Annotated in this window: 25 protein-coding genes; 12 read left to right on the plus strand and 13 right to left on the minus strand. The window is 73.1% G+C overall.

Features of this window, described 5'->3' with window-relative positions:
* Positions 1 to 40 precede the first annotated feature (40 nt).
* From ABZT74_RS15255 to ABZT74_RS15270, 4 genes are all read right to left on the minus strand, one after another.
* Positions 41 to 763: a GntR family transcriptional regulator gene (locus tag ABZT74_RS15255; protein ID WP_356435232.1), complete on the minus strand. Its 723-nt coding sequence runs from the start codon at positions 761 to 763 to the stop codon at positions 41 to 43.
* A gap of 111 nt (positions 764 to 874) precedes the next feature.
* Complete coding sequence (locus ABZT74_RS15260; protein WP_356435235.1) at positions 875 to 2074, minus strand: serine hydrolase domain-containing protein; 1200 nt, start codon at positions 2072 to 2074, stop codon at positions 875 to 877.
* Positions 2075 to 2210: 136 nt separating this feature from the next.
* Positions 2211 to 3176, minus strand: coding sequence for an acetylxylan esterase (locus tag ABZT74_RS15265; protein ID WP_355872789.1), 966 nt, complete (start codon positions 3174 to 3176; stop codon positions 2211 to 2213).
* Between the two features lie 134 nt (positions 3177 to 3310).
* Complete coding sequence (locus ABZT74_RS15270) at positions 3311 to 3895, minus strand: hypothetical protein (RefSeq protein ID WP_356174991.1); 585 nt, start codon at positions 3893 to 3895, stop codon at positions 3311 to 3313.
* A 502-nt stretch (positions 3896 to 4397) separates the two neighbouring features.
* Between ABZT74_RS15270 and ABZT74_RS15275 the strand changes: the two genes are divergently transcribed.
* The 3 genes from ABZT74_RS15275 to ABZT74_RS15285 all read left to right on the plus strand — a co-directional run bounded on the left by ABZT74_RS15275 (position 4398) and on the right by ABZT74_RS15285 (position 7168).
* Entirely contained in the window at positions 4398 to 5297 is a 900-nt protein-coding gene (locus ABZT74_RS15275; protein ID WP_356435238.1) for a universal stress protein, read from the plus strand.
* A 240-nt stretch (positions 5298 to 5537) separates the two neighbouring features.
* Entirely contained in the window at positions 5538 to 6458 is a 921-nt protein-coding gene (locus ABZT74_RS15280; protein WP_356174997.1) for an NADP-dependent oxidoreductase, read from the plus strand.
* On the plus strand, positions 6455 to 7168 hold the full coding sequence (locus ABZT74_RS15285; protein WP_355872779.1) for a GNAT family N-acetyltransferase: 714 nt from the start codon (positions 6455 to 6457) through the stop codon (positions 7166 to 7168). The genes ABZT74_RS15280 and ABZT74_RS15285 overlap by 4 nt, the downstream gene beginning before the upstream one ends.
* Positions 7169 to 7209: 41 nt before the next feature.
* Here the strand turns inward: ABZT74_RS15285 and ABZT74_RS15290 are convergent, their stop codons facing one another.
* A complete protein-coding gene (locus ABZT74_RS15290) occupies positions 7210 to 7677 on the minus strand; it encodes a MarR family winged helix-turn-helix transcriptional regulator (protein ID WP_356175118.1) in 468 nt (155 codons plus the stop codon).
* Between the two features lie 183 nt (positions 7678 to 7860).
* On the opposite strand from ABZT74_RS15290, the gene ABZT74_RS15295 reads away from it, so the two are divergent.
* The 6 genes from ABZT74_RS15295 (at position 7861) to ABZT74_RS15320 (ending at position 14372) form a co-directional block, all read left to right on the plus strand.
* Positions 7861 to 8922 (plus strand): hypothetical protein, encoded by a 1062-nt coding sequence (locus ABZT74_RS15295; RefSeq protein WP_356435340.1) that lies wholly within the window; start codon positions 7861 to 7863, stop codon positions 8920 to 8922.
* 190 nt (positions 8923 to 9112) lie between these two features.
* On the plus strand, positions 9113 to 9922 hold the full coding sequence (locus ABZT74_RS15300; protein WP_355872776.1) for a putative protein N(5)-glutamine methyltransferase: 810 nt from the start codon (positions 9113 to 9115) through the stop codon (positions 9920 to 9922).
* 114 nt (positions 9923 to 10036) lie between these two features.
* Positions 10037 to 10840, plus strand: a complete 804-nt coding sequence (locus ABZT74_RS15305) for an alpha/beta hydrolase (RefSeq protein WP_356435241.1) — start codon at positions 10037 to 10039, stop codon at positions 10838 to 10840.
* A gap of 136 nt (positions 10841 to 10976) precedes the next feature.
* Complete coding sequence (locus ABZT74_RS15310; protein ID WP_356175006.1) at positions 10977 to 12992, plus strand: NADPH-dependent 2,4-dienoyl-CoA reductase; 2016 nt, start codon at positions 10977 to 10979, stop codon at positions 12990 to 12992.
* A 196-nt stretch (positions 12993 to 13188) separates the two neighbouring features.
* Entirely contained in the window at positions 13189 to 13638 is a 450-nt protein-coding gene (locus ABZT74_RS15315; RefSeq protein ID WP_356175009.1) for a spore-associated protein, read from the plus strand.
* 191 nt (positions 13639 to 13829) lie between these two features.
* Positions 13830 to 14372 (plus strand): PadR family transcriptional regulator, encoded by a 543-nt coding sequence (locus ABZT74_RS15320; RefSeq protein ID WP_356435244.1) that lies wholly within the window; start codon positions 13830 to 13832, stop codon positions 14370 to 14372.
* A 63-nt stretch (positions 14373 to 14435) separates the two neighbouring features.
* On the opposite strand, the gene ABZT74_RS15325 is transcribed toward ABZT74_RS15320, so the two are convergent.
* Together ABZT74_RS15325 and ABZT74_RS15330 are read right to left on the minus strand one after the other, a co-directional pair.
* A complete protein-coding gene (locus ABZT74_RS15325; protein ID WP_355872765.1) occupies positions 14436 to 14981 on the minus strand; it encodes a hypothetical protein in 546 nt (181 codons plus the stop codon).
* Positions 14982 to 15202: 221 nt separating this feature from the next.
* Complete coding sequence (locus ABZT74_RS15330; protein WP_356435247.1) at positions 15203 to 16186, minus strand: fibronectin type III domain-containing protein; 984 nt, start codon at positions 16184 to 16186, stop codon at positions 15203 to 15205.
* A gap of 408 nt (positions 16187 to 16594) precedes the next feature.
* Between ABZT74_RS15330 and ABZT74_RS15335 the strand changes: the two genes are divergently transcribed.
* Positions 16595 to 17302: a glycoside hydrolase family 75 protein gene (locus ABZT74_RS15335; protein ID WP_356175018.1), complete on the plus strand. Its 708-nt coding sequence runs from the start codon at positions 16595 to 16597 to the stop codon at positions 17300 to 17302.
* Between the two features lie 105 nt (positions 17303 to 17407).
* Here the strand turns inward: ABZT74_RS15335 and ABZT74_RS15340 are convergent, their stop codons facing one another.
* Entirely contained in the window at positions 17408 to 18172 is a 765-nt protein-coding gene (locus ABZT74_RS15340) for an SDR family NAD(P)-dependent oxidoreductase (protein WP_356175021.1), read from the minus strand.
* A gap of 170 nt (positions 18173 to 18342) precedes the next feature.
* Here ABZT74_RS15340 and ABZT74_RS15345 point away from each other — a divergent pair, with 170 nt between their 5' ends.
* Positions 18343 to 19002: a helix-turn-helix domain-containing protein gene (locus ABZT74_RS15345; RefSeq protein WP_356435251.1), complete on the plus strand. Its 660-nt coding sequence runs from the start codon at positions 18343 to 18345 to the stop codon at positions 19000 to 19002.
* 439 nt (positions 19003 to 19441) lie between these two features.
* On the opposite strand, the gene ABZT74_RS15350 is transcribed toward ABZT74_RS15345, so the two are convergent.
* The 4 genes from ABZT74_RS15350 to ABZT74_RS15365 form a co-directional block, all read right to left on the minus strand.
* Positions 19442 to 19885 carry a PTS fructose transporter subunit IIA gene (locus ABZT74_RS15350; RefSeq protein WP_356435253.1) on the minus strand — a complete coding sequence of 148 codons (444 nt, stop codon included), beginning with the start codon at positions 19883 to 19885 and terminating at the stop codon, positions 19442 to 19444.
* Complete coding sequence (gene dhaL / locus ABZT74_RS15355; protein WP_356435257.1) at positions 19878 to 20477, minus strand: dihydroxyacetone kinase subunit DhaL; 600 nt, start codon at positions 20475 to 20477, stop codon at positions 19878 to 19880. The genes ABZT74_RS15350 and dhaL overlap by 8 nt, the downstream gene beginning before the upstream one ends.
* A gap of 151 nt (positions 20478 to 20628) precedes the next feature.
* Positions 20629 to 21621: a dihydroxyacetone kinase subunit DhaK gene (gene dhaK, locus ABZT74_RS15360; protein WP_355872745.1), complete on the minus strand. Its 993-nt coding sequence runs from the start codon at positions 21619 to 21621 to the stop codon at positions 20629 to 20631.
* Between the two features lie 327 nt (positions 21622 to 21948).
* Entirely contained in the window at positions 21949 to 23130 is a 1182-nt protein-coding gene (locus tag ABZT74_RS15365; RefSeq protein WP_356175031.1) for an acyl-CoA dehydrogenase family protein, read from the minus strand.
* A gap of 320 nt (positions 23131 to 23450) precedes the next feature.
* On the opposite strand from ABZT74_RS15365, the gene ABZT74_RS15370 reads away from it, so the two are divergent.
* Positions 23451 to 24023: a TetR/AcrR family transcriptional regulator gene (locus ABZT74_RS15370; RefSeq protein ID WP_355872740.1), complete on the plus strand. Its 573-nt coding sequence runs from the start codon at positions 23451 to 23453 to the stop codon at positions 24021 to 24023.
* Between the two features lie 36 nt (positions 24024 to 24059).
* On the opposite strand, the gene ABZT74_RS15375 is transcribed toward ABZT74_RS15370, so the two are convergent.
* Positions 24060 to 24980, minus strand: coding sequence for an ATP-binding cassette domain-containing protein (locus ABZT74_RS15375; protein ID WP_356435260.1), 921 nt, complete (start codon positions 24978 to 24980; stop codon positions 24060 to 24062).
* Positions 24981 to 24982: the final 2 nt, after the last annotated feature.

Genomic DNA, 24982 nt, shown 5'->3' on the forward strand with positions numbered 1-24982 from the left:
CGCCGTCGGTACGCCCCGCCGGCGCCGCTCCAGGACCTGGTCAAGCGGCCGGCAGCGTGAACTCGTAGACCAGAGCGTCCTGTTGGGCGTCCACGGTGAGGTCGGTGATCTCCAGCGGACGGTCGTACTGGTCGTGCACGCGCCGGGTGACCCGTACGGACTGGGGGAGGCGCGTGATGGCGTCCCGGTGGTGCAGCGTCAGGCCCGCCTTGCGCATCCAGTCGTAGGCGCGTGACAACTGGGCCGAGGCGTTGCCGTCCGCTCGGTCGCGGTAGCGGGCCAGCTCCTCGACCTCGGACACGGCGATCGCCGAGAAGGACGTGACGGCCGTCCGCAGCCCGCTGCCGTCCGCCGCGGCGGACTCGTAGCGGTGGACCAACGTGGCACGCCGCGGGGCGAGTCCGAGGGCCGTCGCGTGCTCGGGCGGGGGAGTCTCCCAGGTCACCGTGGTCCGGCGGCGCGCGCAGGGCTGACCGGTGTGCGCACCGACAGGGAAGTCGAGGGACGGTACGGGTTCGGCGGGGGCGCCGGACAGTGTCGCGTGGCTGCCGCGCCGGTCGGTGGAGACCCGGCCGCTGCGCCGCAGCAACTGCAGTGCCTGGCGTACGGTCTCCCGGCTGACGCCGAACCGGGTGGCCAACTCCCTTTCTCCCGGCAGGCGTTCACCGGGCGGAACGGACCCGTCGCGCAGCTCGTCGAGCAGCTGCGTGGCGATGCGGGCGTAGAGCGGTTCGTGCTCGGACGTGTGGGTGGTGCGGGCCATGTCCGCGCCTCCTGCGTGGTGACTCGACGTAGCCGTGCGGGCTCATTGCGCCACCACATCTAGCATTGGTCTAAACCACTTGGAAAGAGCGGCCGGAGACTTCGGCCGGTTTCAGTCCGCGTCGCCGGACCGCGCTGGAGCCTGTCCGAGCGCCTCGTACAGCGCGTCGACGAGGGCCGTCTTCCTTGGGTCGTCTGCGATGTGCGGGCCCATGCGGTTCATCACGTACCCCAGCGAGACCCCCGCCTCCGGGTCGGCGAGCCCGCAGGAACCGCCGAACCCGTCGTGTCCGAAAGCCCTCGGGTTCGGCCCGTACGAGCCGTTGGCCCCGCTCAGCCACAGCCCGAGCCCCACCTCCGTCTCGTGCGCGAACCCGGCGCCCAGCACCAGGTCGACGCAGCTGCCCTGGCCCTCGCGGACCCGCTCGGCCGCCGCCGGGGTCAGCACCTGCCGGGAACCGTAGGTGCCCTTGGACGCGAGGATCCCGTACAGCGCGGCGACCGCCCGGGCCGTGCCGTGGCCGTTGGCGGCCGGGATCTCCGCCGCCCGCCAGCGCGCGGTGTTCGCCTCGGCGGCGCCGAACGCCGGGTTCGTGAGGGCCGCCAGTGCCGCGGGCGCCAACTGGGAGAGAACGGCGGCCTGTTCGCTGCCGGACGCGGCCGTCGGATGCACCAGCTCGGCCGCTCGTCCGGCCTCCTTCTCGGGCAGCCCGATCGTGAAGTCGATCCCGAGCGGCTCCGTCACCTCCCGCCGCAGGAACGCGCCGGGCATCAGCCCCGATACCCGCCGGACCACCTCGCCGACCAGGAACCCGAACGTCAGCGCGTGATAGCCGGACCGGGTCCCCGGCTCCCACCACGGTTCCTGCGCCGCGAGCCGCTCCACGGTCAGCTCCCAGTCGCAGAGCTGCGCGAACGAGTGCGGTTCACGCAGCCCCGACAGCCCCGCCCGGTGCGACAGCAGATGCCGTACGAGGACGTCCTGCTTGCCGGCCGCCGCGAACCGGGGCCAGTACGCGGCCACCGGGGCGTCGAGGTCCAGGAGCCCGCGGTCCGCGAGGATGTGCGCGCACAACGCGGTCGGCCCCTTCGAGGTCGACCAGACGTTGACCAGCGTGTCCCGCTCCCAGGCGCGGGTGCGGGCCGCGTCGGACCAGCCGCCCCACAGGTCCACGACCGTCTTTCCGCCGAGCGTGACGGACACGGCGGCACCCAGCTCGTCGCGGTCGCGGAAGTTGTCCTCGAACGCGGTCCGCACCGCCGTGAAGCGGGGATCGCAGTGGCCGTCGATCAGGGGGGCCGGCTGAGGCATGAGTTCTCCGAGCAGCGTCCGCGGGCGAACCGGGAAGGGATCCGGGCCCGTTGAACGTACCGACTGGTCGGACTGGAGGGAAGACACGTGACGCACGGACGCCGTCCCGGGCGTCGCGTACGTCACCGCGCCCCGGTCAGATGTGTGCGGGAAGCCAGTCGAGCTGGGCCGCCTGCTGGTAGGGGCCGCCGCCCTCGTGGTCGTTGAAGTCGTACACCTCGATCCGCTTCTCCCCGTTCGCCCAGGCGTTGTACGCGGCGAAGACCGTCGACGGCGGGCAGGTCTGGTCCTCCAGGGCCACCGAGAACAGCGCGGGCGCCCGGCCGCGCGCGGCGAAGTGCACTCCGTCGAAGTACGACAGGGTGCGCAACACCTGCCCGGTGCGCCCGCGATGGGTCTTCAGGTAGTTGCCGATCTCCCGGTACGGCGAGCGGTCCGTGACGACCGTGGCGCGCGGGAAGTCGCACAGGAACGGCACGTCGGGCAGGACCGCGGAGAGGTCCGGCACAAGACCCCCGACCGCGATCGCGATACCGCCTCCCTGGCTCCCGCCCAGCGCCGCGAGGCGCGCCCCGTCGACCAGCGGATGCGAACGGGCCGTCTCCACGGCCCGCACCGCGTCCGTGAACAGGCGGCGGTAGTAGTAGGTCTCGGGGTCCTCGACACCACGCGTCATGAAACCGGGGAAGGCGGGCGCGCTGCCCACCGGGTCGGGGGTCCCGCCGCCGCCCCAGGCACTGGCCTGCCCCCGTGTGTCCATCACGAAGTGCGCGTAGCCGGCCGAGGCCCACAGTAGATGGGTGTGCGCGAGTCCGCGGCCGCCGCCGTACCCCACGAACTCGACGACCGTCGGCAGTGGCGCGTTCGCCCAGGACGGCACGGTCAGCCAGCCCTTGACAGGATGGCCGCCGAAACCGGCGAACGTGACGTCGAAGGTCCGCACGGTCTTCAGCGACGTCTCCACCGGCTCGAAACGAGCGGCGAGTTCGTGCTCCCTCGCCTCCTTGAGCGTCTTGGCCCAGAAGGCGTCGAAGTCCTCGGGCTCCGTGGACGCGCTGCGGTAGGAGCGGAGTTCGTCGAGGGGGAGGTCGAACAAGGCCATCGAGGATCACCTTTCGGCGTACGGGGTGCGGGTGATCACACCGTACGCGCGGCCTCGTGGGGCCCGCCACGGCTCCTCCCCGGAGCCGGTACTCCGGCCGGTCCGGCGCGGTGCGGGCCTCCGGAAGCCACTGGTCAGGCCGTGCGCCGGGTCCAGCCGGGTTCGGTCAGCGCCCAGTCGCGCGTCCACTGTTCGAGCCGTCTGCGTTCGACGGACCGGTGGACGCCGAGCCGGGTGACGAGGACGGCGAGGACCGCGCCCATGGCGGTGAACAGGCCGACGGCCAGGGCGCGTTGCCAGATCACCGACATGCTCGACGGCGCGCGCACGATCCGGTCCCGGGCGTCGGTCCAGATGTCGATGTGCGCACCGCCCCGTACACCCGAGGGCACCCGCACGAGGTCCGTCCGCGCCTGTCCGTCCGTCCCGGTCCAGCGGACCAGGGCGGGGAAGGAGCGCTGGATGCCCGCCGGTGTGGCGGGTACCGCCGCCGGCGTGTCGTCCACGAGGACGGCGCGGACCTGATGCAGCGTGGCGCGCTGTGCCGCCGCCTCCGCGCGGGCCACGTCGTACGTCCACCATCCCGCGGCCGCCCCGGCCAGCGGTGCGCCGACCAGCAGCAGAACGCCGACCACGAGCACACACCACGCCTCGACGACGTCGCATCGGCGCCGCAAGGAGTTGCGTCGCCAGCGCCAGCCGAGCACCCGGGTTCGCATGTCCCCTCCTCACTGCCGTGCGCCGCCGTGGACGCCCGGCCGAACAGACCCCGCGGAGCACCGGAAGGCCTCTCCCGGCGTACCGCGCCCGGTGCCGGAAGTCCATCACCGCGCCGATTCCGACGCCGTACGACTGATCCGCGCCCGCCGTGGAACCCGCGGACCACTGCGCCGGCGAACAGGAGTCCCGAAGACGTGACTCCGGCCGCCTCCGCCGTGACACCCGGTGCGACCCGGCTGCCCCGACGTCGGTCGGATACACCTGCCCGTCGGCGGACCGGGTCATGCGGGCAACTCCGGTGCGGCGCGCGCCGGTGGCTCGCCCGCGCCCCCTCGGGCGGAACACCGCCGACACGGGCCGACGCCATGCGCACCGCGACCGATCACCGAAGACCGATCACCGAGACGGGTCACCGAGACGGATCACCGAAGTCGGATCACGAATGGCGAACCGGCCACCGACCCACCAACCCTCGAACGACGAGAGACGAGAGGCAGCACCATGAACCCCGGCACCCGCACCATCACCGTGGGGATCGACGGCTCGCGAGCCAGCCTGGACGCGGCCGACTGGGCGGCCCGTGAAGCCGGACGCCGCCGACTCCCGCTGCGCCTGCTGCACGCGAGTCCGCGGCCGCACGTGCCCGTGCGCGTCCCGGACGTCGACGTGCCGGCCGGCCGGACGAGGTCCCCGCTCGACCGCGCGGCCATCCAGCTCTCCTACGCCCACCCGGCGTTGGACATCGTCGCGCGGGGCGCCGAGAGGCCGGCCGTGCCCGCGCTCATCGAGGCGGCCGCCGCGTCGCAGACGCTCGTGCTCGGCTCCCGCGGCCACACCGACCACACGGGCGTCGCCGGATTCCCGGCCGGCTCCGTCGCCCTGGCCGTCGCCGAGGGCGCCGAACGCCCGGTGGTCCTCGTGCCCGCGGGCGAACTCCCCGCGGACGAACGGGTTCCCGTCCCCGCGGGCGCCTCGCCGAGCGCGGCGGCCTACCGTCCCGTGGTCCTCGGTCTCGACCTGGCGCGCCCCGCCGACCAGTTGATCGGCCATGCCTTCGACACCGCCGCCGTCCGCGGCGCTCCGCTCCATGTGGTGCACGCCTGGACGCTGCTCGGGCCGGACGGTGCCACCAGCGTCGTTCCGTCCGCTGACGCGTCCGACGAGGAGACCGCCCGGCGGCATGCCCTGACCGGCGCGCTGCGGCCGTGGCGCAGCCGGTTCCCGGACACGCCGGTCGCGGAGCAGGTCGTCCACGGACGCCCCGGCCACCACCTCCTCGGCGCCTGCACCGGTGCGGGGCTGCTGGTGGTCGGCCGCCGCGCCGGCGAACGCCTGGGCCGCGCCGTGCGGACCCTGATCCACCAGGTCACCTGCCCGGTCGTGGTCGTTCCCCATGGCTGACGCCCCGGCCGGCGCTCCGCCGACGCCCGCACGGGACGCGGCCGCACCCGCCGCCGCATCCCCGTGCCGGGCCCCGGCGGCACGCTGATCATTGCGGCCGTATGAACTCTCCCGGCGGCCGGGAATAGCCGCGCCGCGATCATCCTTGCTGCTGAAGCCGACTCCGGTGGCCCGTACACCCACAACGGGTGAGCGGTCCGCGGCGACCGGTGACGACAGCGAGGGAGAGTGAGGGAGCAGATGCCCAAGGCGTACGTCTTCACACGCTACGGGGGCCCGGAGGCCGAGGCCCTGGTGGAGCGGGACAGGCCGAGCCCCGGCCCTGGCGAGGTCCTCGTCGCGGTGCGCGCCGCCGGCGTGAACCCGGTGGACTGGAAGCAGCGCACCGGTCACCGCCGCCCGGGCGGCGAGCCGCGCCCGCTGCCCGCCGTCTTCGGCAACGAGGTCGCGGGAGTCGTCGTGGAGACCGGCGCCGAGGTGACCACGTTCACCGTCGGTGACGAGGTCTTCGGCAACCCGGTGGACGGCGGATACGCCGAGTACGCCCTGCTGCCCGTCGCCGTCACCGCCCGCAAGCCCGCCGGTCTGTCCTTCGCGGACGCCGCGGCCCTGCCCGTCGCGGCGGCGACCGCGTACGACGGCATCCGGCAGCTCGGCCTTCCCGCCGGCGCCACCGTGCTGATCACGGGAGCCGGCGGTGGAGTGGGTGTGGCCGCCGTGCAGATCGCGCGGGACGCCGGGCTGCGCGTCGTCGGGGTCGCGAGCGAGGGCAAGAAGGACTTCGTCGAGTCGCTCGGCGCCGTGCACGTCCCGTCGGGGCCCGGCCTCGCGGAGCGGCTGCGCACGGCGGAGCCCGACGGCGTGGACGGCGTGTTCGACCTCGTCGGGGGAGAGGCACTGGAGGACGCGGCGACCGTGCTGGCCGACGCCGGGAAACTCATCACCGGCGCCGACCGCGAGACGGTCGCCAGGCTGGGCGGCACCGGAGTCGAGCGGGCGCGTACGGCGGCCGTGCTCGACGAGGTGGGCCGGCTCGCCGCCGACGGCAGACTGCGGCCCCACGTCACCCGGACGTTCCCGCTCGAACGCGCCGGTGAGGCACTGCGCGCCGTCGAGGACGGGCACGTCCGCGGCAAGATCGTGATCGAGGTGGCCGCGTGAGCACGCACCCCCTCGACAACCCGGCCCTCGGTTCCCTCACCGGCCCGCACGCCCACTTCGCCGAACGGCGTGGGCGCGTCCTGCGCTACCCGGTGGACGTGTCGCCCTGGCTGGCCCTCCCGGACGAGCCCGACGCCGACGACTGGGCGGATCTGGCGGCCCTGGTGGGACCCGGAGGCGAGGCACCGCTCGCCGGCTACGTCGGCGCGACGCCGGAGGGCTGGGAGGTGACGTTCAGCATCGAGGGTGTCCAGCTCGTCGACGACGGGCTCGCCGCGGCGCCGGACCCCGAGGCGGTACCGCTAGGCCCCGCGGATGTCCCCGAGATGCTCGACCTGGTGGAACGCACCCGGCCCGGACCGTTCCTGCCCCGCACGGTCGAACTCGGCACGTACCTCGGGATCCGCCACGAGGGCGCCCTGATCGCCATGGCGGGGGAGCGGCTGCATCCGCCGGGCTGGACCGAGATCAGCGCCGTCTGCACCGACCCCGCCCACCGCGGCAAGGGCCTGGCCGGCCGGCTGATCCTGGCCGTCGCGCACGGCATCCGCGAACGCGACGAGACCCCCTTCCTGCACACGGGAGCGGGCAACACCAACGCCATCCGGCTCTACGAGTCCCTGGGGTTCCGGCTGCGCCGCCCGACCCGCTTCCTGGCCGCGCGCGTCCCCGAGCACCTGGACGACGGGCGGACCGTGGGCGTCGGGTGACCCGCCACCGCTGAACCCCGGCGGGCCGCGGGCCCGTCGGCTCAGCGGCCGGGCGGACCCGCGGCCGGCCCGCCCGGCGCGGCGAGGTCCGTTCCCGTCGCGTTGTAACGCAGCAGATACGAGGCGAATCGGGCGAGGTCCTCCTCGGGCCAGCCCGTGAGCCGCTCCCGGAACGCCACCCGGCGGCTGCGGGTCACCTGGGCGAGGATCTCGGTACCCGTGCCGGTCAGATGCAGCACCTGGACCCGGTGGTCCTCGGGGTCCGTGCGCCGCTCGATGAGCCCGGCCCGCTCCAGTGCCGCCACCTGCCGGCTCACCGTCGACTTGTCGAGCGCGTAGTGCGCGGCGAGGTCGGTGGCCCGGCAGCCGCCGACCTCCTCGAGATGCCCGAGCAGGGTGTACGAGACCAGGGACAGCTCGGGGTGCATGCGGCCCGCCGAGGCGCGGGCCCGCCGGGCGAACACGGTCATCTCGCGCTGGATGGTCTCGACCGCCGTGTCGGCCGTCATGCCGCTCGGCGCCGAGGTGCCGCGTGCGCCGCCGTCCGTCGTCGACGGCGTCCCGGTGGTGACAACGGTCTCACCGGAGGCTTCGGATGCCATCACGGGACCTCCCTTCCCAGTCCTGGTTGTATAGTACAACTGGACAGAGAGTTGTATTTGCCAACCAAAGGAGTTCGCGTGCTCACCGGCCTGCGCTCACCGGCCCTGCGCCATGTGCTCACGCACCTGGTCACCCCGTTGCTGATGTGTCTCGGCATGGGGCTGGCCTACATGGGCGCGTTCGTGACGCCGGAGCCCCACCACCTTCCCGTCGCCGTCGTCGGCAGCGGCCCCGAGACCAAGGCCTTCGCCCAGACGGTCAAGGACCGGGCCGGGGACAAGCTCGACGTCCGTACCGTCACCGACCGCGCGCAGGCCGTGGACCTCCTCACCTCCCGTGACATCACGGGCGCCTACGTGCCGAGTGCCGAGGCGCCCGAACTGATCGTCGCCACGGCCGCATCCGACATGGGCGCCACCGCCGTCGAGCAGGTCTTCACGCCGGTCGCCGCGCAGCAGGGGCTGCCCCTGAAGGTCACCGACGTCGCCGCACCCGTCGACGACGACCCCACGGGACAGGGCCTGTTCTTCCTGCTGATCGCGCTCAGCATCGGCTCCTACGCGTCCGTCGCCGCGCTCGGCGCCGCGGGCACCGGACTGGCCCTGCGCGTACGGGCGTTGCTCGCCGTGGGAGTCTCCGCCGTGGTGAGCGGTATCGGCGCGGCGCTCGCCGGGCCGGTCTTCCACCTCGCGCACCACGACCTCACCACCGTCTGGGCGATGAGCTGGCTCTACTCCGCGGGCATCCTCTTCGTCGGCGTCGGACTCCACACCTTCCTCAAGCGGTGGACCACGCTCGCGATGATGGTGCTGTTCGTGATGCTCAACTTCACCAGTTCCGGAGGCCTGTTCCGGCCGGAGCTCCAGAACGGCTTCTTCGGCACCCTGCACTCCTTCTGGAACGGCGCCGGCTTCGTCGAGGGCGTCCGCAGCCTCCTCTACTTCGACGGTGACGGCCTCGCCGGCGACGTGGGGACGCTCGTGGGCTGGCTGGCGGCCGGTCTGGCGGTGACCGCGGTCGCCGGTGTCGTCGAACGGTCGCGCGGCCGGCACGCGGCGCAGGGCCCCGTCGTACCGGAGCGGCCGGAGCCGTCGACGACCCACGCGACGGAGGGCGCCGAGGAGGAGTTGGAGGAGTCGGTCGGCGTCTGATCGTCGGGCGCCGAGCGCTCCTGTAAGGTGGCCGTCCCGGCCGCGGACCGTCGCCGCCGGACGAGTGGACGAGGAGGTGAGACCCATTACCGCTGTGTCAGGTCGGGTGCTCTCCTCCGTGAACGACCGGGTCGCCTTCTCCAGGTGACCGCGAGAGCGCCCTTCGTTTCGTCGAAAGGCCCTCGGCTCCATGCCTCTGTCTCCTGATGGTCCCGGTTCCGCGTCCTCCCGCGACGCCACGGACTCCGTGGTCACCGCCCTTCGCTCCGCCGGCTGTGTGTTCGCCGAGGACGAGGCGGAACTGATCCTCACCACCGCCCGCACACCGGACGAGGCCGCCTCGATGGTGGACCGGCGCGTCGCCGGACTCCCCCTCGAACACGTCCTCGGCTGGGCGGAGTTCCACGCCCTGCGCATCACCCTCGAACCCGGCGTCTTCGTGCCCCGCCGCCGCACCGAATTCCTCGTCGACCAGGCGGTGGCGCTCGCGCCCGGCGCGTCGGTCGTCGTGGACCTGTGCTGCGGTTCGGGCGCGGTCGGCGCCGCGCTGGCCGCGTCCCTCGGCGGCCCCGAACTGCACGCGTCCGACATCGACCCGGCCGCCGTCCGCTGCGCCCGCCGCAACGTGGCGCCGTTCGCCGGCCGGGTCCACGAGGGCGACCTCTTCTCGGCCCTGCCCGACACCCTGCGCGGGCGCGTCGACATCCTGGCCGCCAACGTGCCGTACGTGCCCACCGACGAGGTCGGACTGCTGCCGGCGGAGGCCCGGGACCACGAACCCCTGGTCGCGCTCGACGGCGGGGCGGACGGGCTCGACCTCGTGCGCCGGGTCGCCGAGGGCGCGCCGCGCTGGCTGGCCCCCGGCGGCTGCCTCCTCGTCGAGACGAGCGAAGGCCAGGCCGCGACCGCCGTCGAGGCCTTCGCGCGCGCCGGCCTGATCGCCCGTCTCGCCGTCCCGGAGGAGGGCTGGGCCCACGTCGTGGTCGGCGTGAAGCCCTGACCGTACGGGACGCGTGGTGCGCGACATGCCGCGTTCGGGCCCCGGTCGACCGTTTGCGCCGCCCCGCGCGCCACACTCCCTCTGACCCCGCGCAGGCCAGAGGGAGACCCGGACATGAGCAGCGCCCCCGAACAGTTCGACGCATGGGAGATCCAGGAGTCCGGGCCCGCCGACGCGTCCACCCGGGTGCTGCTGCTGGCCGGCGCGCTGTGCAGCGCTCCGTTCTACGACGACCTCGTCGCCGCGCCGCCGCTCGCCTCCGCGCCGGTGCGGCTGGTGGCCGCGACGCTCCCGGGCCACGCGGGTACCACCCCGCCCGAGGACCTCTCCCTGGAGAACTACGCCGCGCTGGCGGGCACCCTGGCCGCCGAGCGCGGCTGCGACGTCGTCGTCGGCCACAGTCTCGGCGCCAACATCGCCCTGGAGATGGCGGCCGGAGGCCACTTCGACGGCCCCGTCGTCCTGCTCTCCCCGGCCTTCTCGGCGTCCGACGAGGACAAGGCGCTGGCGGTCGCCGACACCCTGGGGAGGGTTCCCGGCGTCGGCGCGCTGGCCTGGTCGGGGCTCCTGAAGGTGGCGCCCCGCGCGATGGCCGGCCATCTGCCCGAGGAGCGCCGCGCGGCGCTCACCGCCGAGTTCGGCAAGAACGATCCCGCCTTCTGCCGCGCGGCGGTCCGGCACTACTTCGCGTATTTCGGCCGGCACGGTTCCCTCGTCGACCGGCTCCGGGACTCCGGTGTGCCCGCCTGGGTCGTGCGCGGCGACCACGACGACGTGGGCCTCTCGCCGGAGGAGCGGGCCGGGCTCGAAGCGAGTCCCGAAGTGACGCTCGTCGACGTCCCCGGCGCCGGTCACCTGGTCATGATCGACCAGCCCGTGGCGGTCGCGGAACTCGTGGCCCGGGTCGCCCTCGGCTGAGCGGCCCGTCCGAAGCGCTCCCCGGCCGGGACCCCGACGTCCGTCGGCCGAGTGACCCTCCTCATTGTGCAACTAGTTGCACAATGCGTGGCGCGTCGTCTACAACAGACGTACGACACCGCCCACGGAGGGGCCGATGAGCCGTTACCCGCACCTGCTGAACCCGCTCGACCTGGGCTTCACCACCCTGCCCAACCGCGTGCTCATGGGCTCCATGCACGTGGGCCTGGAGGAGGCCGAGCGCGGCTTCGAGCGCATGGCGGAGTTCTACGCCGCCCGCGCGCGCGGTGGTGTCGGCCTGATCGTCACCGGCGGCATCGCCCCGAACGACGCCGGACGGCCGTACGAGGGCGGCGCCAAGCTGACCACCGAGGCCGAGGCCGACCAGCACGCCGGGATCACCGCCGCGGTGCACCGCGAGGGCGGCAGGATCGCGATGCAGATCCTGCACTTCGGCCGGTACGCCTACCACCAGGATCTGGTCGCCCCGAGCGCCCTCCAGGCCCCGATCAGCCCGTTCCCGCCGCACGAACTGAGCGACGCCGAGATCGAGCGGACCATCGACGACTACGCGCGCGCCGCCCGCCTCGCCCGGCGCGCGGGGTACGACGGCGTCGAGATCATGGGCTCCGAGGGCTACCTCATCAACGAGTTCATCGCCCAGCAGACCAACCGGCGCGAGGACCGCTGGGGCGGCTCGTACGAGAACCGGATGCGCTTCCCGGTCGAGATCGTCCGCCGTGTGCGCGAGGCCGTCGGCGACGACTTCATCATCATCTACCGGCTGTCGATGCTCGACCTGGTGCCCGGCGGTTCCACGCTCGACGAGGTCATCACCCTCGCCCGGGCCGTCGAGGCCGCCGGGGCGACGATCATCAACACCGGTGTCGGCTGGCACGAGGCCCGCATCCCCACCATCGCGACCTCGGTGCCGCGCGGCGCGTACGCCTGGGTGACCAAGAAGGTCATGGGCTCCGTCTCGATTCCCCTCGTCACCACCAACCGCATCAACACCCCCGAGATCGCCGAGCAGTTGCTCGCCGACGGGCACGCCGACATGGTCTCCCTCGCGCGTCCGATGCTCGCGGACCCCGACTTCGTGGCGAAGGCCGAGGCGGGCCGGCCGGAGGCCATCAACACCTGCATCGGCTGCAACCAGGCCTGCCTCGACCACACGTTCAGCGGCAAGATCACCTCCTGTCTGGTCAACCCGCGCGCCTGTCACGAGACGGAACTCGTCCTCGCGCCGACCCGGCTGCGCAAGCGCGTCGCCGTCGTCGGCGCCGGACCCGCCGGACTCGCCTGCGCCGTCAGCGCGGCCGAACGCGGCCACGACGTCACCCTGTTCGACGCGGCGGCCGAGATCGGCGGCCAGCTCAACGTGGCCCGCAAGGTCCCCGGCAAGCAGGAGTTCGACGAGACGATCCGCTACTTCCGCACCCAGCTCGAACTGCACGGCGTGGCCGTCCGGTTGAACACCCGGGCCACCGCCGACACCCTGGAGCCCTACGACGAGGTCGTCGTCGCCACCGGCGTCAGCCCGCGCACCCCCGAGATCCCGGGGGTCGACCACCCGAGCGTCGTCGGCTACCTCGACGTGCTGCGCGACGGCGTCCACGTCGGTGACCGCGTCGCCATCCTCGGCGCCGGCGGCATCGGCTTCGACGTGGCCGAGTACCTCACCGACAGCGGCGACAAGGCGAGCGAGGACCCGGCGACGTACTTCCGCAACTGGGGCGTCGACATGGACTACCGGGCACCCGGCGGTCTCATAGCCCCCGAGCGGCCGGCCCCGCCGCGCACCGTCCACCTGCTGCAGCGCAAGGCCACCAAGGTCGGAGCGGGACTCGGCAAGACCACCGGCTGGATCCACCGCAACGAGCTGAAGCACCGGGGCGTCACCATGGTCCCGGGCGTGACGTACGACCGGATCGACGACGCCGGACTGCACGTGACGGTGGACGGGCACAGCTCGGTCCTGGAGGTCGACACCATCGTGCTGTGCACCGGGCAGGACCCGCGCCGCGACCTCTACGAGGAGCTGCGCGCCATGGGCCGCGGCGTCCACCTGATCGGCGGCGCCGACGTGGCGGCCGAACTGGACGCGAAGCGCGCCATCAAGCAGGGCACCGAACTGGCGGCGGCGCTCTAGGTCTTCGCGCCAGGGGGCGATCGGGGGAGCGTTTCTCACCTGGTCGGTCGTGTCGACGGGCGAGCCCGCCGCCGCGGGCTCGCCCACCGGATTTCGTTCCGGCCGAACATCTTTCGCCGAGGCGCACAACCGTTTCGGAGTGTCGCGGGTCACATGAGGCAGGAGCAAACGTCTCCAAAGATCGCAAGGGGGAAATATGCGATTCAACCGTTCCGTCCTGGTGGCCGGCGCGTCCGCCGCACTGATGGTCGGTGCCACGACCGCACTGGCGGCGCCCGCCTCGGCCGCACCCAACACCACGCCGCAGAAGGTCTGCGGCAGCGCCTACAAGACGGTCAACTCGGCGCCCATCGGCTCTCAGGGCACCGTCTACCTGACGTACAACGCCTCGAACGGCAAGAACTGCGTCACGACCATCCGCAACAGCCCGGGCACCGCCGTGGACATGGCAGCGTGGCTCTACGTCTCCGACACGGGCCTGAGCGACGACGACTACGGGCGGTACACGTCGTACGCGGGACCGACGTACGTGTACGGCAAGGGCCACTGCATCGACTGGGGCGGCCAGATCAAGAACGTGTACACCCAGGTGTCCGGCTCCAACTGCGGCGCCTTCAAGGAGCAGCGCGTCACCTTCACGCGCTGACCGCGCGCTCCGCAGGGCCACCACGCACAACCCGATGGCGTGCGGGGACGCCTGACCCGACTCGCCCTGGCGGACTCACCGAGTTCCGCCAGGGCGAGTTGCCTGTCGCGCTGTCCGGGGGTGTGGGGCGGTGCGCGGGGGTGCGCGGCCGGGCATCGGGCGGCGTCCATGGCGCTCCTTAGGATGACCTCATGTCACTCCCGCACGCGATCCTCACCGCCCTGCTCGAGAAGCCCTCGTCGGGCCTCGGACTGACCCGGCGGTTCGACAAGTCGATCGGCTACTTCTGGTCGGCGACGCACCAGCAGATCTATCGCGAGCTGGGAAAGCTGGAGGCCGAGGGCTACATCAGGGAGCTGCCCGCGGAACAGCCGGCCCGGGGCCAGAAGAAGAGCTACGAGGTACTGCCCGCCGGCCGCGCCGAACTCGCCCGCTGGACGGCGACCTCCCAGGACCCCAAACCGCTGCGGGACACGATGCTGCTGCGGCTGCGCGCCGCGGCCGTCGTCGGCACCGAGGGCGTCGAGGCGGACCTGCGCCGCCATCTCGCCCTCCACCGGACCCAGTTGGCCGAGTACGAGGAGATCCAGGAGCGGGACTTCCCGCCGGGCAAGGACACCCCCGAGGACCGGCTGCGCCACCTCGTCCTGCGGGCGGGCATCGACCTGGAGACCTTCTGGACCCGGTGGCTGACGCACGCGATCGAGGAGTTCGCCGAGCTGGACAGGCCGTAGCGACCGCCCGCGACGCGAGTCGGCGGAGCGGTCGCCCGGTCCTCATCGATCTCGGGTGCCGGATCAGAGGCGGTGGGGCTTGGAACGGCGGCGCAGGAACCAGGCCGCCGCCACCGTGCCGGTCACGACCAGGGCCGCGCCTCCGGCGACGGTGGCCGTGCCGTAGTCCTTCACGGCGCCGCCGAGGCCGCCCATGACGCCGCGCGACGGCGAGGCCGAGGCGGTCGCCGAGATCGTGGGGGTGGAGGGGGCCGAGACGATGATGGACTGGGTGCCCGCCGTCGACCCGTCCCCGCACACCACGATGACCGTGTACGTGCCGGCGCCCACGCCCGTCCAGGACGCGGACTGACTGGTGCTGGTGCCCGTGAGCGACATCTGCCGCCCCTGTGCGAAGTTCGCCTGTCCGCTGGAGAGCAGCGAGGCGTTGCCGAAGCTGCTGCCGTTGCTCGGACAGGCGCTGGTGGTGACCGAGACCGAGGTACCGCTGGTGCTCACCGAGATTCCGGAACCCCATGCGACGGCCGCAGGAGCGGCCAGGGTGAGCGGAAGCGCAGCGGCGGCGGCCACGGTCAGGCCCGAGCGGAGAAGTGTCTGAGTGGTACGCATAGGAACTGCCCTCCAGCGGCACGGTTGGCGGTACTTCCCGTGCGCCGCCGAGGATCGGAGGGCCCGTGCTGCCTCAGGGAGAGCAAAAGCGCTCCGGGCCCGGCCCGCACGCCGACGGGGACCGGGCAGGTGACGGATTCCATCGTCCGGCGGACCGCGGACGGTGTTCCGGGCCGGCCGCCGGGCGAGGCACCGCACCCCGCCGGGCCGCCGCGCGGGCGTCAGCTCCCGGTCGTCACGGAGCGCTCCGCCGAGAACCCGCCCCAGGTGCCGTCGGGCAGCTTCGCCCTGAGGCGGACCCGGTGTGCCGCACCGGCCTCCCGGCCCACGTAGAAGCTGTAGGTGGCGGTGCCGCGGGGCGGGTCGCCGCCCCAGACGAGCGAGGTCGCGGCGTGTCCGTCGAGATGGATCTGGTACTCGCTGATCACGCCGTCCACCTCGGGCGCGATCCAGGACAGGTCGACGTAGTACGCCCCGTCCGCCCGGTGGGTCTTCGCCCGGAACGCCGTCGGTGCCGTGCCCCGGCCGTCGTCGGAACCCGGCGCGGTGCTGAGCCGGACGGTCTCGCTCGCCGGTGAGGTGTTGTCCGCCGCGTCGCGGGCGCGCACGGTGAAGGCGTAGGCCGTGCCGGGCCGCAGTCCCGTGACGACGGTCGCCGTCTGCGCGCCGCCGACGCTGTGGATCTTCGAGGTGCCCTGGTAGACGTCGTACGAGGCGACGCCGCCCTTGTCCGTCGACCGGGTCCACGACAACTGCACCGCCCGGCTGCCGACCGCCTTGCCGTGCGGGCCGCCGGGGCGGGTGGGCGGCGTGCGATCGGCCGCGACCGCGGCCGGGGTGGTGGCCCGCACCCGCTTGCTCGCCGGTCCCAGGGCTCCCGCGGAGCTCCGCGCCCGGACCGTGAAGAGGTAGGTGGTGGACGGTTCGAGCCGCGTGACGTCCACCATGTGCTCGGAGCCGGCGACCTCGTCGACCTCGGTGTTCCCGCGGTACACCGTGTAGTGGGCGACCGGCGGGTCCTCGGCGGCCAGGTTCCACATCACGTGGACGCTGGTCGCGCTGCCCGCCGCGGCGGTCACACCGAGCGGAGCCGCGGGCACTCGCTCGCCCTGCTCCGCTGACGGCGCGCCCCATCCGCAGGAGGGGAGCACGAGCAGCGCGCCGCACACCAGCACGCGCAGGACGGTGGGGGGAACGCCTCGCACGGGGCCGCCTTCCCTCGACGGGATTGGTCTGTACCTATAAGACACGGCTGACGCGGCCACATCAAGAGGGGTGACGGGCCGATGACCGGAGTGTGCGGGAGGTACGTATGCTGATCCCTGACGCGGCCTGAACTCGCCCTGATCGCCGGGGAGTTCCTGCCCACGGCGCGGACCCGCTGTCGTCGCTGATCCCGCGCCGGCGCGTGCGGTCGAGTGGCCGGAGCCGACCCCGGCTCGGGTCCTCGGCCGTGCGGCGCCCGCGGCGGACAGGGCGTCACGCCCCGGATTCCTTGCCTCGGTCCCGGGCAGGCGCGTGCATCGTCCGGCCCCTCTCCGGTGGACGCACTGTCAGCCGCCCACCACATTGGGGCAGGTGACTCCGTGTCCCCCAGGAGAGGGTCTCCCATCGTGCGTGTCCAGTCGCTGACGCTGGCCGCGGCCGCCGCCGCCCTGCTCGCCTCCGCTCCGGCGGCGCTGCCCTCGGCTCCCACGGCCGGCCACCCGGGCAGCCGCGCCCCGGCCGTCCGGGAGGGTTCCGTCGGGGCCGCCGACCTCCTGGCGAGGACGCGCGACTGCGCTCCCGTCTCCAAGGGGCGCTACCGCACCGACGACGGCACACCCGCCGACATCCCGGTCTGCGGCACCGGGAGCGCCGTCTTCTGGAAGGCCGACATGGACATCGACTGCGACGGCAGACCGGGCAGCCTGTGCAACAGCCGCACCGACCCGCTCTTCTCCGACGCCACGGCCTTCCAGCAGTCCGACGGCCGCTACCTGAGCGCCGAGACCCTGCCCTATATCGTCGTCCCCGCCCCCAGCAGCATCTGGAACCACCGGGACCAGGGCATCGGGGCCGGTTCGGTGGCCGCCGTGATCTACCGCGACCGCGTCCAGTACGCCGTCGTCGGCGACACCGGCCCGAGCGACATCATCGGTGAGGCCTCGTACGCGACGGCCGAGGCTCTCGGCATCCGCCCCGACCCGCGCGGCGGAGGCACCCCGTCCGGGGTCACCTACATCGTCTTCAAGAACTCCCGTGTCTCACCCATCGAGGACCACGCCGCCGCGGTGGCGGCGGGGGAGCGGCTGGCCCGGACGTTCGTGAGCGGGGGCTGAACCCGCCGCGGTGTCCCGAACGGCCGCGTGGCGACGGGCGTTCAACGGCCCGACGATGTGCGTGCCAGGCCGCCCGACGCTGAGCGCGTTCGCCGCGCGGGGCCGTCAGACGGCGGCCCAGCCGTTGTCCACGGGAAGGATCACGCCGTTGATGTTGCTCGCGGCGTCCGAGGCGAGGAACACGATCGCGGCCGCCTGCTCCTCGGCCTCGGCGGCCCGGCCGACGTTGCCCATGTAGGCGGCGAGGGCGGCGGGGCCGTGGGCGCCCGCCTCGATGTCCAGGGTGATCGCGGTCTTCGTGCCGCCCGGCGCGACGGCGTTGGTGCGGATGCCCTTGTCCCGGTACATCACCGCCAGCGACTTGGTGAGCCCCGCTACACCGTGCTTCGAGGCGGTGTACGCCGCCCCGGCGGCGCTGCCGCGCAGGCTCGCCTCGGAGGCGGTGTTCACGATGGCGCCCCGGCCGGCGGCGAGCATGTGCGGCAGGACGGCGCGGGCCAGCAGGAAGGGGGCGGTCAGGTTGACCCGGATGACGCGCTCCCACTCCGCGTCGCTCACCTCGGCCACCGCCGACATGCGGTCCATGATCCCGGCGTTGTTCACCAGTACGTCGATGCCGCCGAAGCGCTCCACCGCCGTGGCCGTCACCCGGTCGACGACGGCCTGTTCGCTCAGGTCGCCCGTCACCGACACGGCGGTGCCACCCGCCGCCTCGATCTCCGCCACGACCGCCGCGGCACCCCCGGGATTCAGATCGGCCACCAGCACGCGCGCGCCCTCGGCCGCGAACGCGAGCGCGGTGGCACGGCCGATGCCCGAGCCCGCGCCCGTGACGATGACGCTGCGGCCGTCCAGTCCCGTGATGGTCATGACGTTCTCCCAGAGGTGCGTACGAAGGTGCGGCGGAGATGCCGCGCGGTAACAGTACGACTTAATGTCGTTGAATGACAGAAAGTCTCGGAGGCTGCGAGGAGATCGCTAGACTCGGGCCCCGCCCCCGGTCCCGGGCGGCGGACGCGGGCGGATCCGAGGAGTCAGCGGTGGCGGACGGTTCGATCGGCGATCACGCGGGCCGGGGGCGCGGCCGCACCGGCCGACCCCCGCTCACCGACGAGCGCCGGGCCGCGTTCCGTCAGGAGATCGCCCGCGCGGCGGTGGAACTCTTCGTCGACCAGGGCGTGACCGCCACCACCGGAGAGCAGATCGCCCAGGTAGTCGGCGTCTCGTCGCGGACCCTGTGGCGCTACTTCCCGAGCAAGGAGAGCTGTGTCAGCCCGCTGTTCGCGGCCGGGATCGACGCGATCGCCGCGGCCCTGCGGGCCTGGCCCGAGGGCGGCCCGCTGGAGACCGCGCTGGAACGCGCCACGAGCGGCGAGGGCCTGATACCGCTCCCGCAGGTGCCACGGGTCCGCGCGCTGCTGCGGCTCACCCGCACCGAGCCGGGACTGCGGGCCGTCTGGCTCCAGGCCCATGACGACGCCGAACCGGCCTTCGCCCGCGCCCTCGCCGACCGGGCCGGGCTCGCCGCCGTCGACCTGCGCTCCGAGATCCAGGCGGCCATGCTCAACGCGGCGCTGCGCGCGGCGGTCGAGCACTACGCCTGGCGCACCGACGACGAGAGCGGTCCGGAGACCGCGCACTCAGAGGTGACCGCGACCGTCCGGTCGGCCCTCGGCGTGGCGGCGCGAGGGATCTCCTGACACGGCGCACCGACGGGGACGAGTCCGTTCCGGAGGCTGTGCGGCGCGAGGTGACCGCGACCGTCCGGTCGGCCCTCGGCGTGGCGGCGCGAGGGATCTCCTGACACGGCGCACCGACGGGGACGAGTCCGTTCCGGAGGCCGTACGGCGCGAGGTGACCGCGACCGTCCGAACGATCGGGTTCCCGCGCGTCTCCGCGCAGGATCCTCTGCCCCGACGCCCCGACGCCCCGACGCCCCGACGCCCCGACGCCCCGACGCCCCGACGCCCCGGCACCCCGACGCCCCGGCACCCCGGCACCCCGGCACCCCGACGCTCCAGGGACGGCGGCAGCCCCGGCGGCCCGCGCGTACGACGGCCCGCGTGTACGACGACAGCCGCGACGTGGACTCCGTCGCGGCTGCCGGGACGTCTCGGACTCGCCGGGGGCAGGTCGTCCTCACTCCTTGCGGTAGCTGTACGCCTCCGCTGCCGCCGCCTCCACCGCGGCGAGGTCCGCGCCCGCCGACGCCGTGACCACCGCGGCCACCGCGCCCTCGACGAACGGGGCGTCCACCAGGCGGGTGCTGTCGGGGAGTTCGTCACCTTCGGCGAGCAGCGCCTTGACCGTCAGTACCGCGCTGCCCAGGTCCATCAGCACGGCTACGCCGGCCCCGCCGTCGACGGAGGCGGCCGCCGCGGCGATGAGTTCCGAACTGGTGCCGAGACCGCCGTCCGTCGTGCCGCCGGCCGCGGCGACGGGAGCGGTCGTGCCGCCACCGGCCAGGCCCGTCGCCAGCTCGGCGACGGACGACGCGACGGCGGCACTGTGGGAGACCAGCACGATGCCCACGAGCCTTCCCGCGGTCCCGGTGGTCCGGGTGGTGTTCGTGGTGTCACTCACCGGCTGCCTCCAGCAGTGCTCCGATCAGCAGCGACGCGGATGTCGCGCCCGGGTCCTGATGGCCGATGCTGCGTTCTCCGAGGTAGCTCGCCCGGCCCTTGCGGGCCTGGAGGGGCGTCGTCGCCGCCGCTCCCTCCTCGGCCGCCGCCTTCGCGGCCCCGAACGACTCGCCCAGCGCGTCGACGGCGGGCACCAGGGCGTCGATCATGGTCTTGTCGCCGGGCGCGGCTCCGCCCAGCGCCATGACCGCGTCGACGCCCGCCTGCAGCGCGTCCGCGAGCTGTTCCTGGCTGACCTCACCGGCGTCCCCGAGTGCCTTGCCCGTCCGGCGCAGCAGGGTTCCGTACAGCGGCCCGGACGCGCCGCCCACCGTCGATATGAGCTGCCTGCCGGCGGTGGTGAGCACGGCCCCGGGGGTGTCCGGGCCCTCCTTCTCCAGCGTGGCCGCCACCGCGACGAACCCGCGCTGCAGATTGCTGCCGTGGTCGGCGTCGCCGATCGGCGAGTCCAGGTCGGTGAGCCGCTGCGCCTCGCGGTCCACGGACGTGGCGGTCGCCGTCATCCAACGGCGGAAGAATTCGGCGTCGAGCACGGAATCTCCTTGCGTGGTAAGGAAGTTGACCTTGAGTCGGCCGCTCGACCTCCGGTGGCGGCCGATTCCTGGCGGCCGGGTTCACGGCCACCGGAGCGATGACCGCGCTGCCCGGCTGTCTGTCTGCCTGCTCATGCCGAGCCGACCGCGCTCACACGCCCCAGCGCAGACCCGCCGTCTTCACCGGCGCGTCCCACAGGCGCAGCAGCTCCTCGTCGACCTGGCACAGCGTCACCGAGGCGCCGGCCATGTCCAGGGAGGTGACGTAGTTGCCGACCAGTGTGCGGGCGACCGCGACGCCGCGCTCGGTCAGGACGCGCTGCACCTCCGCGTTGAAGCCGTACAGCTCCAGCAGGGGAGTGGCGCCCATGCCGTTGACCAGGACCAGGACCGGGTTGCGCGGTGTGAGGTCCTCCAGGATCGCCTGCACGGAGAAGTCCGCGATCTCCCGCGAGGTCATCATCGCGCGCCGTTCCCGCCCCGGCTCGCCGTGGATGCCGACGCCTAGCTCCAGCTCCCCGGCCGGCAGGTCGAAGGTCGGGCTGCCCTTGGCCGGAGTCGTGCAGGCGCTGAGGGCGACGCCGAAACTGCGGGAGTTCTCGTTGACCTGCGTGGCCAGTGCCTGGACGCGGTCGAGAGGGGCGCCCTCCTCGGCCGCGGCGCCCGCGATCTTCTCGACGAACAGGGTCGCGCCCGTACCGCGACGGCCGGCCGTGTAGAGGCTGTCCGTGACGGCCACGTCGTCGTTGACGAGCACCTTGGCGATCTGGATGCCCTCGTCCTCGGCCAGCTCGGCCGCCATGTCGAAGTTCAGGACGTCGCCGGTGTAGTTCTTCACGATGAAGAGCACACCGGCGCCGCTGTTCACGGCCGCCGCCGCCCGCAGCATCTGGTCCGGCACCGGAGAGGTGAAGACCTCGCCGGGACAGGCCGCGGACAGCATGCCGGGTCCCACGAATCCCCCGTGCAGCGGCTCGTGCCCGGAACCGCCGCCGGAGACGAGGCCCACCTTTCCCGCGACCGGGGCGTCCCGGCGGACGATCACGCGGTTCTCGACGTCCACCGTCAGCTCGGGATGAGCCGCCGCCATGCCCCGCAGTGCGTCCGCCACCACCGTCTCCGCCACGTTGATGAGCATCTTCATGGGAACCTCCTGGTGAGAAGAGTCGCTGGGCTCCTTCTCCCATAATGCCCACGTTTGGGGCAGGTCCGTCGGTCGGCGGCCGCGGCGCGGCCCCGCTCGGGCCGACGCGGGCCGGAGGGGACCGGCCCCGCCCGCCGCGAACGCGCCCGACCGGCCGGGTGTCCCGGCCGGGGAGCGGATCGGCGGTGCGAGGAGCTCACCCTCGGAAGTATCGGCGCTCGGGCGGCGATGGTCACGTGCGCGGACGTCCTTCGGTGCACGCGGCGCGCACCCGCACCGGTCCGGCACGCCTCCGGTACGCCGTCTTCGCGTCCGGCCGCCCGGGTCCTACTTCGTCGCGTTGCGGACCTGGAGGGTGCCGCGTTCGCTGTCCTTCAGGCCGCGGCCGATGATCAGGCGCTGGATCTGGTTGGTGCCCTCGAAGATCTGCATCACCTTGGCCTCGCGCATGTAACGCTCGACCGGGAAGTCGCGGGTGTAGCCCGCGCCGCCCAGTACCTGGACCGCGTCGGTGGTGACCTTCATGCCGTTGTCGGTCGCGATGAGCTTGGCGATCGAGGCCTCGGACTGGAAGGGCAGGCCCTCGTCCTTCAGGCGGGCGGCGGCCAGTGTGGTGGCCCGGGAGGCCTGGACCGCCGCGGCCATGTCGGCGAGGACGAAGGCGAGGCCCTGGTGTTCGATGATGGGCCGGCCGAAGGTCTCCCGCTCCCGCGAGTAGCGCAGCGCGTGGTCCAGTGCCCCCTGGGAGAGGCCGGTCGCCACCGCGGCGATGCCGAGTCGTCCGCAGTCCAGTCCGGCGAAGGCGATCCGCAGGCCCTCGCCCTCCGCGCCGAGCCGGCGGCCGGCGGGGACCCGGGCGTTCTCGAAGCGGACCGTGGCGGTCGCGGAACCGGTCAGGCCCATCTTCTGCTCCGGGGGATCGGCCACCACGCCCGGTGTGTCGGCGGGGACGAGGAAGCAGGAGATGGCGTGCGAGTCCGAGTCCGAGGTGCGTGCCATGACCGTGTAGAAGTCGGCGTGGCCGCCGTGGGTCGTCCAGGCCTTGGCGCCGTTCAGCACGTAGTCGTCGCCGTCCCGTACGGCGCGGGTGCGCATCGCCCCCGGGTCGGAACCGGCGTGCGCCTCGGACAGGCAGTAGGCGCCGAGCAGCTCGCCGCCGAGCATGTCGGGCAGCCACTCCTTCTTCTGCTCCGGGGTGCCGAACGCGGCCAGGGCGTAGCAGGACAGGGCGTGCACCGAGACACCGACGGCCACGCTCGCCCACACGGCGGCGATCTCCTCCAGCACCTGGAGGTAGACCTCGTACGGCTGGTCGCCGCCGCCGAACTCCTCGGGGTACGGCAGGCTCAGCAGGCCGGCCTGTCCGAGCGTCCGGAAGACGTCACGGGGGAAGCGTCCCTCGGCCTCCGCCTCGGCGACGCGCGGGGCGAGCTCCTTCTCGGCGAGCTCGCGCGTCAAGGCGATCAGGTCGACGGCTTCCGGTGAGGGGAGCGTGCGGGTCGCGGGCATGGGACGTCCTCGGGGGTGCGGTCCCGCGCTGCGGGATTTTGATACTCCAGGCGATACAAGAGTATCGTTTTTGGTACCGCTCGGCCATGGGTGACCGTGCCGGCCTGTCGGGCGTCGGGTTCTGGGCGCCGAAGGTCCGGGTGAGGGCGTGTCCGGTCGTGTCCGCCCTCCCCGCTGAGTTCTCCGCAAGAGGGTTCGTCGCCGAGTCGCGGGGTCGCGCATTTCAGGAGTCGTCGGGTCGCCGGGCGGAGTCCGCCGTGTCCGGAGGCGCCTCCCAGGGGTGACGGTCGCCTCCGAGGGGGAGCGGTTACGCTGAGATCATGCCGTCCCCTCGCCGCACCGCGCGCCAGACCGACCTGTTGGAACGGCTCGTAGCGCTGCTGGTGGCCGAGGGGTTCGCGGCCTTCACGCTCGACGAGCTGACCGAGCGGCTGCGCTGCTCGAAGACCACTCTGTACCAACTGGCCGGCAGCAAGCAGGAGTTGGTGCGCGAGGCGGTGAAGCACTACTTCCGCGAGGCCGCCCAGTCCGTCGAGAAGCAGGTCGCCGACACCTCCGCGCCCTCCGAGCGTGTGGTCGTCTACCTGAACGCGGTCGCGCAGCAGCTGAGGCCGCTGTCCCGCCAGTTCCTCGACGACATGGCCGGGTTCGAGCCGGCCCGCGAGGTGTACGAGGCCAATACGCGGCTCGCCGCGGCCAGGATCAGGCAGCTGATCGCGGACGGCGTCACCGCGGGAGCCTTCCGCGATGTCCACGCCGCGTTCGTCGGCGAGGTCGTCGCCGCCACCATGCAGGAGATCCAGCGCGGCGAGGTGGCCGCGCGCACGGGGCTGAGCGACGCCGAGGCGTACGCCGAGCTGGCGTCCCTGATCGTCCACGCCGTCTCCCCCTGACGCGGCCGGCCCCGCAGGGCGGGAAGCGTGTGCGCCTCAGGGGGTCCCTTCCGTCGCCGCCTGCCCAGGGACCGGCGTGCGCAGGTCGTCCGCCTCCGGCAGCCCCGCCACGTCGACGCCACTCACCTGGGCCAACTCGTGCTTGAGCGCGGCGAGTTCGACGCCGCCCGCCATGTGGTGGGTGAGGTCCTCCAGACTCACCTCGCTGCGGGCGGCGCTGAGTTCGAGAGTGCCGAGGCGCAGCACACTGAAATGGTCGCCGACCATGTAGGCGTGGTGCGGGTTGTGGGTGATGAAGATGACGCCGAGGCCACGCTCCCGGGCGGCCGCGATGTACTTCAGGACGACACCGGACTGCTTGACGCCGAGTGCGGCGGTCGGTTCGTCGAGGATCAGGACGCGGGCGCCGAAGTGGACGGCGCGGGCGATCGCGACGGACTGGCGCTGGCCGCCGGAGAGGGTGCCGATCGGCTGGTCGAGGTCGTCGAGGGCGATGCCCATCGTGCGCAGTTCCTCGTCCGCGGTCCGCTTCATCCGTGCTGTGTCGAGACGGCGTACGGGCCACGGGCCCCTCGTCAGCTCGGAGCCGAGGAAGAAGTTCCGCCAGACCGGCATCAACGGCACGGTCGCCAGGTCCTGGTAGACGGTCGCGATGCCCTTGTCGAGCGCCTCGCGCGGAGTGCTGAAGCGCACCGCCGTGCCGTCCACGAGGAACTCGCCCTCGGTGTGCCGGTGCAGCCCGGAGACGATCTTGATGAGGGTGGACTTGCCTGCGCCGTTGTCGCCGAGCACGCAGGTCACCCGGCCGGGGTGGACGGTCAGCGAAACCCCGTGCAGGGCGCGGATGTTGCCGTACGACTTGCCGGCCCCCCGCAGTTCGACGATCGCGCGGGTGCCGTCCTCGGGCGGAGTGTCCGGGAGGTCGGCGCCCGATGGTCCGGATCCGTTGGCTGTCATGG

Origin of the sequence: Streptomyces sp. NPDC005302 (genome assembly GCF_040607345.1) — a bacterium.
GTDB lineage: Bacteria > Actinomycetota > Actinomycetes > Streptomycetales > Streptomycetaceae > Streptomyces.